20 protein-coding genes and 1 pseudogene are annotated in these 16,070 nt (G+C 62.3%); 15 read left to right on the top strand and 6 right to left on the bottom strand.

Going from position 1 to position 16,070, the window contains the following annotated elements; all coding sequences use genetic code 11:
- Positions 1 to 394: 394 nt before the first annotated feature.
- The 11 genes and pseudogenes from Q6A47_RS06400 (at position 395) to recX (ending at position 8,001) form a co-directional block, all read left to right on the top strand.
- Positions 395 to 1,987, top strand: a complete 1,593-nt coding sequence (locus tag Q6A47_RS06400; RefSeq protein WP_304483607.1) for a hypothetical protein — start codon at positions 395 to 397, stop codon at positions 1,985 to 1,987.
- A gap of 15 nt (positions 1,988 to 2,002) precedes the next feature.
- Positions 2,003 to 2,848, top strand: a complete 846-nt coding sequence (locus Q6A47_RS06395) for a phage tail protein (protein ID WP_304483606.1) — start codon at positions 2,003 to 2,005, stop codon at positions 2,846 to 2,848.
- Positions 2,823 to 3,029: a tail protein X gene (locus Q6A47_RS06390; RefSeq protein WP_029613458.1), complete on the top strand. Its 207-nt coding sequence runs from the start codon at positions 2,823 to 2,825 to the stop codon at positions 3,027 to 3,029. The genes Q6A47_RS06395 and Q6A47_RS06390 overlap by 26 nt, the downstream gene beginning before the upstream one ends.
- A 35-nt stretch (positions 3,030 to 3,064) precedes the next feature.
- Positions 3,065 to 4,099 (top strand): phage late control D family protein, encoded by a 1,035-nt coding sequence (locus Q6A47_RS06385; protein ID WP_304483603.1) that lies wholly within the window; start codon positions 3,065 to 3,067, stop codon positions 4,097 to 4,099.
- A gap of 32 nt (positions 4,100 to 4,131) precedes the next feature.
- Positions 4,132 to 4,275 (top strand): annotated as a pseudogene (locus Q6A47_RS06380) (Com family DNA-binding transcriptional regulator); the annotation flags it as partial.
- Between the two features lie 52 nt (positions 4,276 to 4,327).
- Positions 4,328 to 4,684 carry a hypothetical protein gene (locus tag Q6A47_RS06375; protein ID WP_304483786.1) on the top strand — a complete coding sequence of 119 codons (357 nt, stop codon included), beginning with the start codon at positions 4,328 to 4,330 and terminating at the stop codon, positions 4,682 to 4,684.
- A 73-nt stretch (positions 4,685 to 4,757) separates the two neighbouring features.
- Complete coding sequence (locus Q6A47_RS06370; protein ID WP_304483602.1) at positions 4,758 to 5,306, top strand: glycoside hydrolase family 19 protein; 549 nt, start codon at positions 4,758 to 4,760, stop codon at positions 5,304 to 5,306.
- A gap of 32 nt (positions 5,307 to 5,338) precedes the next feature.
- Positions 5,339 to 5,800: a lysis system i-spanin subunit Rz gene (locus Q6A47_RS06365; RefSeq protein ID WP_052192223.1), complete on the top strand. Its 462-nt coding sequence runs from the start codon at positions 5,339 to 5,341 to the stop codon at positions 5,798 to 5,800.
- Between the two features lie 58 nt (positions 5,801 to 5,858).
- On the top strand, positions 5,859 to 6,341 hold the full coding sequence (locus Q6A47_RS06360) for a CinA family protein (RefSeq protein ID WP_029613463.1): 483 nt from the start codon (positions 5,859 to 5,861) through the stop codon (positions 6,339 to 6,341).
- 105 nt (positions 6,342 to 6,446) lie between these two features.
- Positions 6,447 to 7,514, top strand: a complete 1,068-nt coding sequence (recA, locus tag Q6A47_RS06355; RefSeq protein WP_039579520.1) for a recombinase RecA — start codon at positions 6,447 to 6,449, stop codon at positions 7,512 to 7,514.
- Between the two features lie 19 nt (positions 7,515 to 7,533).
- Positions 7,534 to 8,001, top strand: a complete 468-nt coding sequence (gene recX / locus Q6A47_RS06350) for a recombination regulator RecX (RefSeq protein ID WP_304483600.1) — start codon at positions 7,534 to 7,536, stop codon at positions 7,999 to 8,001.
- A gap of 58 nt (positions 8,002 to 8,059) precedes the next feature.
- On the opposite strand, the gene Q6A47_RS06345 is transcribed toward recX, so the two are convergent.
- Both Q6A47_RS06345 and Q6A47_RS06340 read right to left on the bottom strand, forming a co-directional pair.
- Entirely contained in the window at positions 8,060 to 9,178 is a 1,119-nt protein-coding gene (locus Q6A47_RS06345; RefSeq protein WP_029613465.1) for an LOG family protein, read from the bottom strand.
- A 324-nt stretch (positions 9,179 to 9,502) separates the two neighbouring features.
- The gene (locus tag Q6A47_RS06340) at positions 9,503 to 9,925 is read right to left on the bottom strand and encodes a quorum-sensing-regulated virulence factor family protein (protein WP_029613466.1); all 423 of its coding nucleotides are present in this window, start codon (positions 9,923 to 9,925) and stop codon (positions 9,503 to 9,505) included.
- Positions 9,926 to 10,145: 220 nt separating this feature from the next.
- On the opposite strand from Q6A47_RS06340, the gene Q6A47_RS06335 reads away from it, so the two are divergent.
- The 3 genes from Q6A47_RS06335 to Q6A47_RS06325 all read left to right on the top strand — a co-directional run bounded on the left by Q6A47_RS06335 (position 10,146) and on the right by Q6A47_RS06325 (position 12,134).
- A complete protein-coding gene (locus Q6A47_RS06335; RefSeq protein ID WP_029613467.1) occupies positions 10,146 to 10,856 on the top strand; it encodes a tRNA-uridine aminocarboxypropyltransferase in 711 nt (236 codons plus the stop codon).
- A gap of 193 nt (positions 10,857 to 11,049) precedes the next feature.
- Positions 11,050 to 11,700, top strand: a complete 651-nt coding sequence (erdR, locus tag Q6A47_RS06330) for a response regulator transcription factor ErdR (protein ID WP_029613468.1) — start codon at positions 11,050 to 11,052, stop codon at positions 11,698 to 11,700.
- Between the two features lie 68 nt (positions 11,701 to 11,768).
- Complete coding sequence (locus Q6A47_RS06325; protein WP_295485820.1) at positions 11,769 to 12,134, top strand: diacylglycerol kinase; 366 nt, start codon at positions 11,769 to 11,771, stop codon at positions 12,132 to 12,134.
- Positions 12,135 to 12,137: 3 nt separating this feature from the next.
- On the opposite strand, the gene finR is transcribed toward Q6A47_RS06325, so the two are convergent.
- On the bottom strand, positions 12,138 to 13,064 hold the full coding sequence (gene finR / locus Q6A47_RS06320; protein WP_029613470.1) for a LysR family transcriptional regulator FinR: 927 nt from the start codon (positions 13,062 to 13,064) through the stop codon (positions 12,138 to 12,140).
- A gap of 120 nt (positions 13,065 to 13,184) precedes the next feature.
- On the opposite strand from finR, the gene fpr reads away from it, so the two are divergent.
- Entirely contained in the window at positions 13,185 to 13,964 is a 780-nt protein-coding gene (gene fpr / locus Q6A47_RS06315; RefSeq protein WP_029613471.1) for a ferredoxin-NADP reductase, read from the top strand.
- 106 nt (positions 13,965 to 14,070) lie between these two features.
- Here the strand turns inward: fpr and tsaA are convergent, their stop codons facing one another.
- Genes tsaA through Q6A47_RS06300 form a run of 3 tightly spaced genes read right to left on the bottom strand, consistent with a single transcriptional unit; the run spans position 14,071 to position 15,993 of the window.
- Positions 14,071 to 14,766 (bottom strand): tRNA (N6-threonylcarbamoyladenosine(37)-N6)-methyltransferase TrmO, encoded by a 696-nt coding sequence (gene tsaA, locus Q6A47_RS06310; protein ID WP_029613472.1) that lies wholly within the window; start codon positions 14,764 to 14,766, stop codon positions 14,071 to 14,073.
- A 7-nt stretch (positions 14,767 to 14,773) separates the two neighbouring features.
- Positions 14,774 to 15,235 (bottom strand): YehS family protein, encoded by a 462-nt coding sequence (locus Q6A47_RS06305; protein WP_029613473.1) that lies wholly within the window; start codon positions 15,233 to 15,235, stop codon positions 14,774 to 14,776.
- A 47-nt stretch (positions 15,236 to 15,282) separates the two neighbouring features.
- The gene (locus Q6A47_RS06300; RefSeq protein WP_039579511.1) at positions 15,283 to 15,993 is read right to left on the bottom strand and encodes an rRNA pseudouridine synthase; all 711 of its coding nucleotides are present in this window, start codon (positions 15,991 to 15,993) and stop codon (positions 15,283 to 15,285) included.
- Positions 15,994 to 16,070 lie beyond the last annotated feature (77 nt).

The raw sequence follows: 16,070 nt of genomic DNA, 5'->3' as shown, positions 1-16,070 counted from the left end.
CGCTGCGCAGGGGGGCTACAGGCCGGCGTTTGCCGGCCTCGGTGCACCTTATGCTGCTGCGTCCTTCCCGGACGGCAAAGCGCAGCCCAGTGTCCCTGGAATGGGCAGCCCGACTGCCTCGGTTGCTAACGTCAATTCAGGCGTCGAGGGGGCGGTACCAAAGGGCGCCGTTGTTCTTGCGCCGACCGTGGTTACCGCTGAACCTGAGCCAAGAGTCCGGCCCTCCAGATCGCGAAACAGGGCTAAGCGGACCAAGCGAAGCGCATCGCGCCCGGTGAAGTCCGCAGCCGCAGTTGCGCAGTCACCCCGGACTGCCGCAGTCGAGCCCTCCCGTGTACACAGGGCGCTTGAGGAAGCCATAGGTGCACGATCCGGTACGGCTCTGGACATCGCATTGAAGGGTACTTTCACTACCTTGAATGCCAAGACGCCCGAGCAACAGGTTGCCGGCTATATCAGCGCGTTCGGAGCGCCTTTGGCAGGGCTGCTAGGCAAGGCGGCAGGCGCGTTCCTGTTCAAGCGGACTGCTGGCAAGGTAGCGTCGGAGGTAGGCGGTATCGGTCTCAGCATGGCCGCCGACAAAGCAGGGCCGGTCATCGGCAAAGCACTGATGGCTACGCCCGCCGTGGGAGCAAGCAACATCGATTCTTCGCCACAGGTCGAGGCTGCCCCGCCGCAGATCGATCCGTACTCGAAGATGATGCACACCATCAAGGATGCGGTCGCCACGACTGGCATTGTCGCCAGCGGCGCAGCGCTCTGGGAGTCGGCCAAGCAACGTCTCTGGCGTGGGCCGCTGCCCTCACTCACTTCCGCACTGAGCAAGGGGCTGGCTTACAATCCTGTGACCTGGCTGGCCGTTGAAGGGGCTGCCAAGTGGGCGTACACCGCCGCGACCGCCAAAACGGCCGAGGAGCGCGGTGCCGGTTATGGTGGTGCAGTGGGCGGTGTGTTGTTGGGCGCCGGAGCAGGGGCGGCGCTCACCTGGATGGGCTTGCCTCAAGCCGCACCGATGGGCGTCATGATTGGTAATTTTCTCGGCGACCAACTCGGTTCGGCCATCGGTGGCTACATTGGCGCGACGTTCTTTTCATCCGAGGCAGAAGCTGCAAAAGGCGCTGACGAGCCAGCGGCGTCACCGCCACAAGCGATTTCGCTACAACCGCAGGACGGCTCTGTGCGTGTGACCGAGGGTCCTGAACCCGTGATGGCCAGCACCACCGAACAGCGCGCCCAGTCGATCGTCATGCCCGACGGACCGCTGTGGTCACCCAAGATCCCCAGCCCTTCGCTCGTCCCTGGCATCGCACCCTTGCCACCACTCGACATTCAGATTCCCGGTCACGCGGCGGCAGGCACCAAGCCCCGGCCCGTCCAACCCCGTCAGAAACCGTCAAGGCCGGCTTCTACGGTGGGGCTACCGAAGATTGAGGCGCAGGCCTCTGAGGCGGCAGCAAAGGGTGGAATGGTCAAAGCCGGCGTGTCGTCAGAGCCAACGCCGGTCCGAGTAAAACCTGTCGTTTCGCTGGGACGTGTCGTCGACAAGCCGTCTTCCCACGCGCCTCGCCAGGCGCCGAATCCCACGCGCGATCAGCGACCTGCCGAATCGTCTTCCAGCGCAGTGGGCAACCCGACATGGCCACCGACCCTGCCCGGCATGTCGATCCTGCCAGGCATCGCGCCAGTACCGGTTCGCTTCCCGCTGCCGGTGAGTCTGCAACGACCGGCGGCGCAGGTCACCGTGCCCGCAACCAGCAGCAGGCTGCCCGAAGACGTGTCGCCGCCGCCCGTCGCCGTCAATGCGACTGCGCAGGCCGTGGTCAGTCAGCCACTCAATTTCACCACCCACATCCCCATCACGGTGCAAGGCCCGGCCGTTGACCACGACCAGTTGACGCTGGACCTGGAAGCGGCCGTGCGCAGCGTGCTGGAGAAACGGCAAAGGGCCGAGGAGGCCCGCTTGGCGGATCCTCTGCGAGGCTTTTGAACGGGAGCGACATTCATGACCTACCTGGAGCAGTTGCAAGGTGCACTGCACGCCCTGGTCAAGGCGGGCGAGGAGGGTCGCCGGCGTGCCGGTGCCATGCTCGATCCGATGGATCAGGCGGTGGACCACGTCAAGCAGGCGGCAAGCGAACTCGAAGCCTTGCCTTGGGTCGGGCCGGCGATTGGCAAGCGCCTGCAGCGCACGATGCGCGCCCTCGACTCGGCGCACGGGCGAGTGAACAAAGTGATCGCCCGCTATGACAAGACGGTCGATGAGGTGCGCAAGGTCCAGGCACGCATCGACACCTTCTCAGAGCACTTGGGCAAGGCGGGGGCGGCGATCCGCAAAGTGGTCGGCGACGTTCGCGCCGTCGGCCGCGGGGTACTGGCCGCGTTCGGTTTCGCGCCGCTTACCACCCCGGCCGCCGAGGCGGTCAAACCCTTTCCTCATCTATTGGTGCTGCAGCCACTCAAGCCCAATGCAGCGCCTTACTACTTCAACCTCGACACCGCCGCGTTCGACCAACTGCGCCGACAGACCTGTTTCCGCTGGGCTGCGCAGGAGCGTTTGAGTCGTGACAGCGCCCAGCAGGCCGTCGCCCAAGGCGAGGAAACCATCAGCATTCGGGGGGCGATTTTTCCTTCCTTCAAAGGTGGCCTGGGTCAGTTGCAGACCCTGCGCAGCATCGGTCGGCAATTGCTGCCGTTGAGCCTGACCACCGGTTACGGCGAGGTGCTCGGCAACTGGTGCCTGACCAGCATCGACGAAGACCAGAGCAACCTGCTGGCCGGTGGCATTCCACGCAAACAGGGTTTCTCACTGGAGTTCACACGCTATGGCGAAGATCTGCAAAACGTCTGACGGCGATCTGCTCGACACCCTCTGCCAGCACTATTACGGCCATCTGCAGGGCACGGTGGAAGCCGTGCTGCAGGCCAATCAAGGACTGGCGGACGTCCCCCAACCGCTGCCTGCCGAGGTGGTCATCCTGCTGCCGGACCTACCGACCTCCATGGCCAGCGCCGTGCAGCTTTGGGACTGAGTGCCCCTGTTTTTTTCGCAATGGAGACCTGAATCATGAGACCCGTCTTCAGCATCCGCGCCGACGGCCAGGACATCACCGCGCTGATCAACGACCGTCTACTGTCGCTGCGTACCACCGACAAGCCGGGGCTGGACTCCGACGACTTCGAATTGCGCATCGACGCGCGTGATGGCGCCTTGGCCCTGCCGTCACGTGGCGCGGTGCTGGAGGTGCACCTGGGTTATGCCGGTCAGCCGCTAACCTTGCTCGGCCGCTTCACGGTCGATGAGGTGGAGCTGTCCGGTCCACCGGACACCCTCGTCATTCGCGGCAAGGCCAGCGACCTGTGCGGCAGTGGCAGGACCATTCGCAGTGGCAGTTGGGAGAATGTCTCGTTGCAGCGCATCGTCGCCGAGATCGGTGCGCGCAACGGCTGGCAGGCCATCTGCCCAGTCACGCGGGTGGTACCGCGGGTCGATCAGTTTCGCGAGTCGGACTTCAACTTCATTACCCGACTGGCTCGCCAGTACGACAGCACCGCCAAGCTTGCCAACGGCCAGTTGCTGGTGCTGCCGCGCCAAGGCGGCCAGAGCGCCAGCGGCCAGGCGTTGGGGGTGGTGACGCTCAAGCGCAGCGAGGTCAGCCAGTGGCAGTTTCGCCTGGACGACAAGGCTTCGCGCAAGGCGGTGCGCACCTGCCATCAGAGTCCGGCCAGCGGCGCCCGCGAGGTGGTCGAGTTGGTTAACGACAACACTTCGGGCAGCGCCCGGCCGGTGCACATGGACCGTCATCTGTACCCCAACCGCGCCGCTGCCGAGCAGGCCGCGCGTGCGCACCTGGCCAGCTTCAACCGCGACACGGCCCATGTGCGTCTGGACATGCCAGGGCGCACCGACCTGTTCGTCGAGCGCAGCCTCGATATCAGCGGTTTCGTCGACGGCCTCGATGGCCAGTACCTGATCGATTCGGTCGAGCAGGTGTTCACCCCGTCGGGCTGGCGCACCACCGTGCAGTGCAATGGTGGCAAGACCGGCAAGGCTGCAAGCAAAGGCCAGCGACCCCGCAACGCCGGCTCGCTCAAGGCGTGAGCCGGTCCAATCCATCCGCAAAGGAGCCGCCGATGTTCGTCGACTTTCGCTGCGGCCAGTGCAAGAAGCTGCTGGCGCGCATCACCCCCGCTTCCGAGCTCCAGATCAAATGCGGTCGCTGCCGCACCTTGAATCATGTGAAAGCCTCGTGCTTCGAGCCTTCGCCTTCGAGCGATCACTTGGCGGAGATGTCCGCCGATCCCACTGATAGCAATGGAGAATGTCATCATGTCGCTCACCGCACAGGAAATTCAGGACTGCAAGGCGCTGGTCACCAGCATTTGGGGGGCCAGCGTGGCCAATAGCCTCGACTACAACGAGGAGGTGGTGGAAGTGGTGCGTACCACCGTCGAGCAGATCAGCCTTTGTTCGCAACGGCTGGCCGAGCTCTTCTCCAACTTGATCGTCGTTGTCGGCGGCGTCGCCGCCGCCGTGTACTCTCGGATGTGGATGCTCAAGGAAGCGCAACGGATTGCCGATCTCATCGATGATCTGAGCCAGGCCAACCTTCAGGCCCGCGCCTGCATCGCGCAGGCAGCGGCGACCTATCGCTCGCCGTTGGAAATGGCCTCGCTGGGCATCTGACCCGACGCCTTCAATCACTCTCTGAAACCGCCCAGGCATTGCCTGGGCTTTTTTCGTGATACGGAGGTGGCGCATGCTCACCGAGATGCAACTCACTCAGATTTTTCCCCTGGCCGGCCAACGTGCCGGTCTGTTCATCGATCCGCTCAACGCCGCCATGGCTCACTGGCAGATCGATCATCCCAAGCGTATGGCCGCCTTCCTGGCTCAGATCGGCCATGAGTCAGGGCAACTGCGCTACGTCAGGGAGTTGGGCAGTGATGCCTATTTGGCGCGTTACGACACCGGTGCGCTGGCGCAGCGCCTGGGTAATACGCCACAGGCCGATGGCGACGGTCAGCTGTACCGTGGCCGAGGTCTGATCCAGGTGACCGGGCGCAACAACTACCAGGCCTGCAGTCGTGCGCTGTTCGGCGACGAGCGCCTGCTGGCGCAACCGCAACTGCTCGAGCAACCACGCTGGGCCTGCGAATCAGCGGCGTGGTTCTGGCAGTCGCGAGGGCTCAATGCCCTGGCTGACCAGGGTGAGTTCAACCGCATTACCCGACATATCAACGGCGGCCTGAACGGCCTCGACGAGCGCCTCAAGCTCTGGGCCCGTGCCCGGGAGGTGCTGTGCTGAGCCGCTGGCAGGGTGCCGTGTGCGCCGTGCTGATGCTGGCGGCGGCCACCTTGGCCTGGCAGGTGCAGGGCTGGCGCTGCGAGCGATTGCTGGCCGAGTCCGAGCAGTTGCAGGCGCAGCAGCGGGTCGAGCAGGCCGAGGTGCTGCATGCCCAACTGCGTCGCGAGCAGGAACAGCGCCTGGGGCTCGAGGCCCGCCTGAGCGACAGTGAATCCAGACATTTCCAGGAATTGACCGATGCCCAACGCCATCAAGCTCGCCTGCGTGACCGCCTTGCTACTGCCGATCTGCGCCTGTCGGTCCTGGTCGAGCGCGACACCGCCTGCACCCCAGTGCCCGCCGCCACCGGCGCCGGCGGCGTGGATCATGGCGCCGTACGCGCCCGACTTGACCCGGCGCATGCTCGACGAATTATCGCCATCACCGACGACGGCGACCGCGGACTGATCGCCCTGCGTGCCTGTCAGGCCTACATTCGCGCGCTGGCACCTTGAACACTTGCCTGGGCGGGCGAGGGTGGTAGGGTAGTGCGCTGTCACCCAGGAGCCTGTCATGGACCCCATCACCGTTCTTTCTGCACGCCTGGGCGAGCACCTGAGCCGTCTCGAGGCACAGGTGAGCACCGCCGAATCCTGCACCGGCGGTGGCATCGCCGAGGCCATTACCCGCGTGTCCGGCAGTTCGGCCTGGTTCGAAGCCGGATATGTGACCTACTCCAATGCTCAGAAAACGCGCCAGCTTGGCGTGCCGCCGCTGCTGTTCGAGCAGGTCGGTGCGGTCAGCCAGGAAGTGGTCGAGGCCATGGTGCGTGGCGCGCAGGCCGCTAGCGGTGCACGTTTCGCCGTGGCCGTCAGTGGTATTGCAGGACCGGGCGGGGGCTCGCCGCTCAAGCCTGTGGGTACCGTATGGCTGGCTTGGGCCGATGGCGCGCGCGTCGTCAGCGAGCGCCGCCAGTTCGACGGCGACCGCGAAGCGGTGCGGCGGCAAACGGTACTGGCCGCGTTAGACGGCTTGTTACAGCTTGGCGGGGAGTAAATCGCTGGACGGGGGTAGGCGGAAAGAATTCCCTGTGGAATAATACTGGCTACTTATACAGGTATTCCCGGCCATCAGGGCCAAGTCGAACACGTGAGGATTTCAATGGACGACAACAAGAAGCGCGCCTTGGCTGCGGCCCTGGGTCAAATCGAACGCCAATTCGGCAAGGGCGCAGTCATGCGCATGGGCGACCACGAGCGCCAAGCGATTCCCGCCATTTCCACCGGCTCCCTGGGGCTGGACATCGCCCTCGGCATTGGCGGCCTGCCAAAGGGCCGGATCGTCGAGATCTACGGTCCGGAGTCCTCGGGTAAGACCACACTGACGCTGTCGGTCATTGCCGAAGCTCAGAGAAGTGGTGCCACCTGCGCCTTCGTCGATGCCGAGCACGCCCTTGATCCCGAGTACGCTGGCAAGCTGGGCGTTAACGTCGACGATCTGCTGGTTTCCCAGCCAGACACTGGCGAGCAGGCCCTGGAAATCACCGACATGCTGGTGCGCTCCAACGCCGTTGACGTGATCATCGTCGACTCCGTGGCGGCCCTGGTGCCCAAGGCTGAAATCGAAGGCGAGATGGGTGACATGCACGTCGGCCTGCAGGCCCGTTTGATGTCCCAGGCGCTGCGCAAGATCACCGGTAACATCAAGAACGCCAACTGCCTGGTCATCTTCATCAACCAGATCCGTATGAAGATCGGCGTGATGTTCGGTAGCCCGGAAACCACCACCGGTGGTAACGCGCTGAAGTTCTACGCCTCCGTACGTCTCGACATCCGCCGCACCGGCGCGGTGAAGGAAGGCGACGAAGTGGTCGGTAGCGAGACCCGCGTCAAAGTGGTCAAGAACAAGGTCTCGCCACCGTTCCGTCAGGCCGAGTTCCAGATTCTGTACGGCAAGGGTATCTACCGTAATGGTGAGATCATCGACCTGGGCGTTTCTCAAGGCTTGGTCGAAAAATCCGGTGCCTGGTACAGCTACCAAGGCAACAAGATCGGTCAGGGCAAGGCCAATGCTGCCAAATACTTGCAAGAAAACCCAGCCATCGGTGCTGAAATCGAGAAGCAGATTCGCGACAAGCTGCTCAATGCTGGCGCGGTAGCTGCTGCGGGCAAGACTGCAGCCGCCCAGGCAGATGCCAGCGACGTAGCCGATGCAGACGCCGGTTACTGATCCACACGGTTGAGCGCCAATGTCCGTCGTACTCGACACGCCTGTCGCCGTTCGGCGCACTGCCATGGATCTACTCGCCCGCCGCGAACATGGTCGGGTTGAGTTGACACGCAAGCTGCGCAAGCGTGGCGCTACAGATGAGCTGATCGAGCCTGCCCTTGATCGGCTCGCTGAAGAAGGGCTCTTGAGTGAGGCCCGCTATCTGGAAAGCTTCATCAATTATCGGTCCAATGCTGGCTACGGTCCCTCGCGAATTCGTGAGGAACTGGGCCAGCGTGGGTTGGACCGGGGTGATGTGGAGCAAGCGCTGCATGATAGCGGCGTCGACTGGGCAGCTCGATTGCGCGACGTTTGGCAACGGAAATTCAGCGGCGAGCGCCCTCAAGACCCACGCAGCAGGGCGCAGCAAACACGTTTTTTGGCGTACCGAGGTTTTTCTCTGGACATGATCGGTCGGCTGCTTAGCGGGCGCGATCTTGATGACTGACGGCCGTAGGGCTGACCTGACAGGTGCTTGTCAGGTCAGCCCTACGGCCGTTTTTCATTCAGCCACTCTTCAAGGCTCCCTGATTGGGTTCAGTCGCATGCTTTGGCATGGACTCAGACCAGTTTTCCGGCAGGTTGATGAAATCCACCAGTTCTCGTAAGCGGCCTTGATCTCGTCCTGTGAAGGCGAAGGTCAGGCGGGCCAAGTGACTGTAACGATCATCCTCGTGTTCCGCACTGCTAGCGGGCATTTGCTCGAAGCTTGCGCTCAGACACAAGTCAGCAAATGTATCCCGAACCTCGTTTAGTGCTGCCTCGCTCAAGGGATGCTGTATGCGCAGCACGAACTGGCTCTTCAGCCAGCGGCTTGAGTGGTAGTTGCTGTAGAACTGATTGATCTCCTGCACGGCCTCTTCGGCGCTGTGTACCAGGCGTACCAGTTTCAGGTCTCGCGGCAGAATGTAGCGGTTCTCTTCCAACTGACGGCTGATGAAGCCCAGCGCTTCCTGCCAGAAGCTGCCATCGTGCGAGTCCAGCAAGACCACCGGCACCAAGGGGCTTTTACCGGTCTGGATCAACGTCAGTACTTCGAGTGCTTCATCGAGGGTGCCGAATCCGCCAGGGCAGAGCACCAAGGCATCGGCCTCTTTGACGAAGAACAGTTTGCGGATGAAGAAGAAGTGAAAGGGCAGCAGCTTGTCCGTGCCGTCCACTGTCGCATTGGCATGTTGCTCGAACGGCAACCTGATATTGAAACCCAGACTGTTTTCAGCCCCTGCGCCTTCATGGGCCGCAGCCATGATGCCGCCCCCGGCGCCTGTGATGACCATGAGCTCCGAACGCGCCAGCGTGGCACCGAGCTCACGCGCGAGGGAATACATAGGATGTTCCTGGGGCGTGCGCGCGGAGCCGAATACGGTGACTTTGCGTCGCCCTTTGTAGCGCTCCAGTATTCGGAATGAATGCTCCAGTTCACGCAGCGCCTGTAGCGTGATCTTGGCGTTCCAGCGGTCGGCATCATCACAGGCCATGCGCAGGATGGTCAGCATCATGTCGCGATAGAGTGGCAGGTTGGGGCTGTCCGGCGCCGCTTGCTGGAGCAGCCCGTCGACGGCGCTCAGGTCGAGGCCTTGTCCGCTGAAGTACTCGGATAACTGCTCATTGGATGAATAGGGCATTCAACGTCTCCTTGTGCAGCAAAACCTTCGACCGGATGACCTCATGTCCCGATCACAACGCTGCATGTGTCAATAATGGCTGACGCTGGAGTGTACAGGCGGAGTATTGCATTGGGTTTGTACCCTGCGCGCGAACCGTGGCCCGCTCGCTCGGTCAGCAAGGTTGCGGCCGACGTTGATTTTCAATCTAGCCGCTAGGCGACAGTCTCGCCGATTGAGGGACTCAGCGCGAACAGATGGAGTGATGGGAGGGCAAGATGGGGAGGGCATGAATTTGCGCGCCGATGAACCTCAACGGCGCGCGGGGAACCGACGAGTGTCGAGTTACTTCTTCTTGTTGCCGGCCTGGCAGCTGGCGGAATCGAACGCCTGATCCATGACCGGCTGATTGGTCTTGTACACCGTGAAGCGGTACACCATCACCGCGCCTTTGGTCATCAACTGACGGTAACCGGTGTTGTGGCACACGCTCTGGCCCAGTTGGTCGCGAACCTGCTCAGGATTCTGCTGCATGCGCGCAGCATGTTGAGCACGCACACTCAGATGATTGACCAGCGCCTTGCCCTTCTCCACGGTGTAGCCCTGGTCGAGGATGTCCTCATTGATGGCGCGAGGTGTGCCGACACTGCTCTCCTTGGCAACCTTCTGCAGCATCTGCTCCAGCTCGTAGTCCTGCTTGGACGCCGCCTGGGCTGCCAGCGGCAGGGCGAGCATCAGGCTCAGGGTCGGGACGATAAGACGCAGCATGAATCTCTCCTGGTTCGGTGACTGGCGCTTGGACAGGTGCAGAGGGGCGGCGTTCCATGAACTGACCGGGTCTGAGCGTCGGGCGCCGCGAGGGGTCGATTATAGGCGCGGGCGGCAGGGGTCTGCACGCCAATCCTGTATGCGCTCTGGTAAACTGCGGCCTTTGTTCCCGTCGAGTCGCCTCCGTGTTCGTCCCGATCTCCGCTGCAGGCTTGCAGCCATGAGTCACGCAGTCGCGCGTCTGCGCGCCGAGCGTCTGGCTCGCAGCAATAAACCCTTTATCGCCCGTGGTTCGCGCGCCGAGCGCTGCCCGGACTGTCGAGTAATTGCCAGCCATTGCCTGTGCGCCTGGAAGCCCCGTGTCGATGCGCGTGCGGGTATGTGCCTGGTGATGCATGATACCGAACCGCTGAAACCGACCAACACAGGTTGGCTGATCGCCGACCTGATCCAGGACACCTGGGCCTTTGGCTGGCAGCGCACAGATGTGGATCCGCGTCTGCTGGCACTGCTCGAGCATCCCCATTGGCAGCCCTATATCGTATTTCCCGGCGAGTTCGTCGAGCCGCAGCGCGTGGTCAACGAGGTGGCATGCGATCCCGGCAAACGGCCGTTGTTCATCCTGCTCGACGCCACCTGGACCGAGGCGCGCAAGATGTTTCGCAAGAGCCCTTACCTCGACCGCTTTCCGGTCTTGAGTCTGGAGGCCGAGCAGATGTCGCGCTATCGCCTGCGCCGTTCCAAGCGCGATGATCATTTCTGTACTGCCGAAGTGGCCGCCATGTGCCTGGATCTGGCCGGCGATCAACGCGCCTCTCAAGCGCTGGACGCCTACCTCGATGTATTCAGCCTTCATTACCTGAGTGGCAAACGGCACTTGGCACTGGACCCCGACGATGAGGCGCATCGGCGCTTGCATACCTTCCTATAGTCCAAGGTGCAGGCCGGCCGGACAGGTTCATACTGTGAGGACGGCCTGTGAGGACGGCCTGTCAGGACGGCCGCAGGCGCCAAACCGCTGGGTAATTGGCTTGACCCTCTGCACGGTGCTCGGCATCCTTGGCGCCGATTCGGCCACGAAGTCGCCGTTGCCGTGCTCGACACAGAACAGGACCCCTGGATCGATGGCTACATACGAAATCCTGATTGCCGATGACCACCCGCTGTTTCGCAGCGCGTTGCGCCAGGCCGTGACCCTCGGTCTCGGGCCACAGGTGCGCTTGGTGGAAGTCGCCAGCATCGCCGAGCTGGAAACCCGTCTCACTGAAAAAGCCGACTGGGACCTGGTCTTGCTCGATTTGAACATGCCGGGCGCCTACGGTTTTTCCGGGCTTGTCCTGCTGCGTGGGCAGTATCCGCAGATTCCGGTGGTGATGGTGTCCGCACAGGAAGAAGCGGCGGTGGTGGTCAAGTCCCGTGAATTCGGTGCCAGCGGCTTCATTCCCAAGTCCAGCCCCTTGGAAACCATTCAAGATGCGGTGCAGAAGGTACTGGACGGCGAGGTGTGGTGGCCGCCCCAGGCGTTCGACAAAGTCGATGTTTCGGCCGAGGCCAAGGCTGCCAGCGAGGGGCTCGCCAGCCTTACGCCGCAGCAGTTCCGGGTGCTGACCATGGTCTGCGAAGGCTTGCTGAACAAGCAGATCGCCTATGAACTGAACGTTTCCGAGGCCACCATCAAGGCCCACGTCACGGCCATCTTCCGCAAGTTGGGTGTGCGCACCCGGACGCAGGCTGCGCTGCTGCTGCAACAACTTGAATCGGTATCGACGCACTGACGCGAGCGGCTTCACGCTTTTTTGACCCGGCCTGCACTAGCCTGCCGGCTTTTCTCAGGTGGACCTTCATGTCGCCATTCAAGGGCCAGACCGGCCTGAAACGTATCTTCAATGCAGCTGGCTACTCCCTGGACGGCCTGCGCGCCGCTTTCAAGGGCGAGGCGGCCTTTCGCCAACTGGTACTGCTCAATGTGCTGTTGATTCCCGCGGCCTTCTGGTTGCCGGTCAGCCGGGGCGAGCGCGCCATTCTCATTGCCGTGTGCTTGTTGGGGCTGATCGTCGAATTGCTCAACTCGGCAGTCGAGGCTGCCATCGATCGCATCTCGCTGGAGCGCCATCCCTTGTCGAAGAACGCCAAGGACATGGGCAGCGCGGCGCAATTGGTGGCGCTGAGCATGGTTGCGCTGGTCTGGGGTGTGATCCTGCTCGGCTAGAGCTCAGGCGATGGCCGGTAGCACGATCTCATCGCTACGTCGCACGCCGGCCGTGAAATTGCGGCACAGTTCGAGAAACTCGCGCATGGCCGAGGTCTGGTACTTCTGTTTGTGCCAGATGAAATAGAACTGCCGCAGTAGATCCAGCTCCGGTGTTTCCACCGCCACCAGGCTGCCGCGCCGAAAGGCATCGCGCAGGGCCAGTCGGGAAATGCAGCCGATGCCAAGGCCCGATTCCACGGCGCGCTTGATCGCCTCGGTGTGTTCGAGTTCCAGGCGAATGTTCAGGTTGGCACGGTGATGGCGCATGGCCTGATCGAAGGTCAGACGCGTGCCCGAGCCTTGCTCGCGCAAGATCCAGGCTTCCTGGGAGAGCGCCGCGATGTCGGCCCGGCCGGTTTTCGCCATTGGATGCTGGGGCGCGCAGAACACCACCAATTCGTCTTCGACCCAGGGCTGCACCTCTAGGTCAGGATGGCTACAGTCGCCTTCGATCAGACCCAGGTCAATTTCGTAGTGCGCCACCTGGTGCACAATGTGCGCGGTATTTTGCACGTGCAGCTTAACCTGGCTTTCCGGGTGCACCTGCATGAAGCTGCCAATCAGCAGGGTCGCCAGGTAGTTGCCGATGGTGAGGGTTGCGCCGACCGCCAGCGAGCCGAAGCCAGACTTGCCATTGAGCAGGTCTTCGATCTCCTTGGCCTGGTCGAGCAACGCCACGGCTTGCGGCAGCAGTTGGTGTCCCAGGGCATTGAGACTCAGGCGCTTGCCGGCGCGATCGAACAACTGGCAACTGGATTGGCGTTCCAACTCAGTGATCGAGGTACTCGCGGCCGACTGCGACAGCGCCAGCAGATGAGCAGCCCGCGACACGCTCTGATGCTGGGCGACGGCGACGAAGACCTGAAGTTGACGAAGCGTGAATCGCATATCTATATAACCGATAACACTTATCTTGATAATTAAGTTAACAGATATTCTCGCTGCCCCTAAACTATCGCGCAATTGTGCGCCCGTGCGCGCTGCGTTTTTCTTCAGGAGCCCCACTCGATGAGCAACATGAACCACGAACGTGTCCTCAGTGTGCACCACTGGAACGACACCCTGTTCAGCTTCAAGTGCACCCGCGACCCGGGCCTGCGCTTCGAGAACGGTCAGTTCGTGATGATCGGCCTACAGCAGGAAGGCGGCCGTCCGCTCATGCGTGCCTACTCGATCGCCTCGCCCAACTGGGAAGAGCATCTCGAGTTCTTCAGCATCAAGGTGCCTGATGGTCCACTGACCTCCCAACTGCAGCATTTGAAGGAAGGCGACGAGATCATCATCAGCAAGAAGCCCACCGGCACCTTGGTGCTGGATGACCTGAATCCGGGCAAGCACCTCTATCTGCTGAGCACCGGCACCGGCCTGGCGCCGTTCATGAGCGTGATTCAGGATCCTGAAACCTATGAGCGCTTCGAGAAGGTCATCCTGGTTCACGGCGTACGCTACGTGAATGAAGTCGCGTACCGCGAGTTCATCACCGAGCACCTGCCGCAGAACGAGTTCTTTGGTGAGGCGGTTAGGGAAAAGCTGATTTACTACCCCACTGTGACCCGTGAACCGTTCGAGAATCAGGGCCGACTGACCGATCTGATGCGCAGCGGCAAGCTGTTCACCGACATCGGTCTGCCGCCGATCAACCCGCAGGATGACCGTGCGATGATCTGCGGTAGCCCGAGCATGCTCGATGAGACCAGCGAAGTGCTGGATAGCTTTGGCTTGAAGATCTCCCCGCGCATGCGCGAGCCAGGTGATTACCTGATCGAGCGGGCCTTCGTCGAGAAGTAAGGCGAGTCCAGCAAAAAAAACGCAGACCCAGTCTGCGTTTTTTTATGCCTGCAAGTTTCTATCGCACTGGGTTCACCCGCGGCAGGGCCGGTGGCGAAGGCAGCATTCAGCCTTCGCTTACAACTTCCAGCACCTTGATCAGCGCTGGGTGCGGATAATGCCACCGCACCTGTACATCCCAGAACTTCACACCATACACGCGCTCCGGCGATGGCACCTGGTAAGCCGGACGTGGATCCTGTGCCAGGCATTGCTCGATGAGCTCAACCAACGGTTCTGCCAAACGCAGAGCGTGCTCGCGCGCCTGGGACAAAGCACTTTCGCCCCACTGAACAGCGATCGCCTGTGGCGCATCGCTGGCCATCTGGTTGCGTGCATCCTCGATACAGTCGGCATAAGGCACGTAGGGCTTGATGTCGAGCACCGGCGTGCCGTCCAGCAAATCGATCCCTGACAGCAGCAGCCGCCCGGGCGCTATGCCGTCAAGACGCACGACTGACTGACCGATGCCGTTGGGTCGGTGGGTTGCGCGGGTGGCAAACACCCCCATGCTTTTGTTACCGCCCAGGCGTGGAGGACGCACTTTCAAGCGTGGTGTGTCTTCCAAGGCCTGGTGGAACAGGAACAGCAGCCAGACATGGCTGACCTGCTCCAGGCCCTGCACCGCTTCGCCTTGATCGAACGGTGGCAGCAGTTCCAGCACGCCGCGAGCCGCAGGCGCCAGGCGCGGCTGACGGGGAATGGCGAACTTTTCCTTGAAGCAGGAGCGAACGATGCCGACTGGCGAGACGCTGTGTTGCATGGTCGTCTCAGCCACGCACGCGAAGGGTCAGACCCTTGAGGAAGTTGCGCAGCAACTGGTCGCCGCAGGCGCGGTAGTTGTCGTGGCCGACTTTACGGAACAGGGCACTGAGCTCGGGCTTGGATACGGGGAAATCGACCGACTTGAGAATGACGTGCAGATCGTCTTCCTTCAGTTCGAAGGCCACTCGCAGTTTTTTCAGGACGGTGTTGTTGGTCACCGGCAACTCCACCGGCTGCGGCGCACGGGTGTCGTCCTTGCCGCGACGGTGAATCACCAGGCCGTCGAGAAAATGCGCCATGACCCGCTCCGGGCAGCGCACGAAACCGGCCTCGTCTTCTTTCTTGATATAGCCAGCCAGCACCACCGGGTTCACTTCGAGGCCGGACAGGGCGATGATCTCGGCCATCTTGGCGTCGTTCAGCTTGAGCATGTAGCGCAGGCTGCGCAGGACATCGTTGTGGATCATGTGAGTCGAATCCTTTTCAGGGCCACCCAGAAGGGCGGCGGTATTGCTTAGAAACGTTCGCTGCCAGCCAGGTAGCGCCATTGCCCAAGTGCCAGCTTGCCCATCGACACACCGCCGAGCCGGATGCGACGCAGGCTGAGCATCTCCAGGCGCAGGTAGGCACATAGTTCGGAAATCTGCCCAGGTTGTGGGTGCTTGATGGCCAGGCGCAAGTGGGTTTCGTTCTGCCAACTGGCCTTGGCACGAGGCAGCTCACGGTCGTTGCGTGTGGCGCCTCGCGCCAGCCGCTCCAGGGCCTGTGGGGTCGCCTGGCCGCGCACCTCGATGATGTATTCCTGCTCGAGGCGACGCAGGTCGGCTTCCACCTTGCGGGTCACCCGCCAGTCCTGGGTGAAGACCTGCAGGCCGCTGGCACCGCGCTCCAGCGGGGCCAGGCAGTTGAGGCGGGCGAAATGACCATGCAGTGGCCGCACACCCTCGCGATGGGCTTCGCTGAGTGTGGCCATATTCAGGCTGCTGCGGGCCGTTTCACTGTCCATCCCAGCGGGTTGGTTGAGCAGCAGTGTCACCGGTTCCAGGCTCTCGGCACGTGCGCCAGGCAGCAACGCCACCTGTTGCGACTCGACCTTGAACTGCGGTTGCTCGATGACCACGCCGTCGACGGTGACCCAGCCTCCCTCGATATACAGTTCGGCCTCGCGGCGGGAGCAGCCGAGCTGTTCGATGAGGCGTTTTGACAGGCGGACGGGTTCGGACATGAGCAGGTATTCGCAGGGCAGGAAAAGGTGCTCATTGTACCCGTCCCTGCTGGACTGCGGCGGGCAATCTGCGCGAG

Origin of the sequence: Pseudomonas boreofloridensis (assembly GCF_030580795.1) — a bacterium.
Classification (GTDB): domain Bacteria; phylum Pseudomonadota; class Gammaproteobacteria; order Pseudomonadales; family Pseudomonadaceae; genus Aquipseudomonas; species Aquipseudomonas boreofloridensis.
This window is presented reverse-complemented; position numbering and strand designations above follow the sequence as displayed.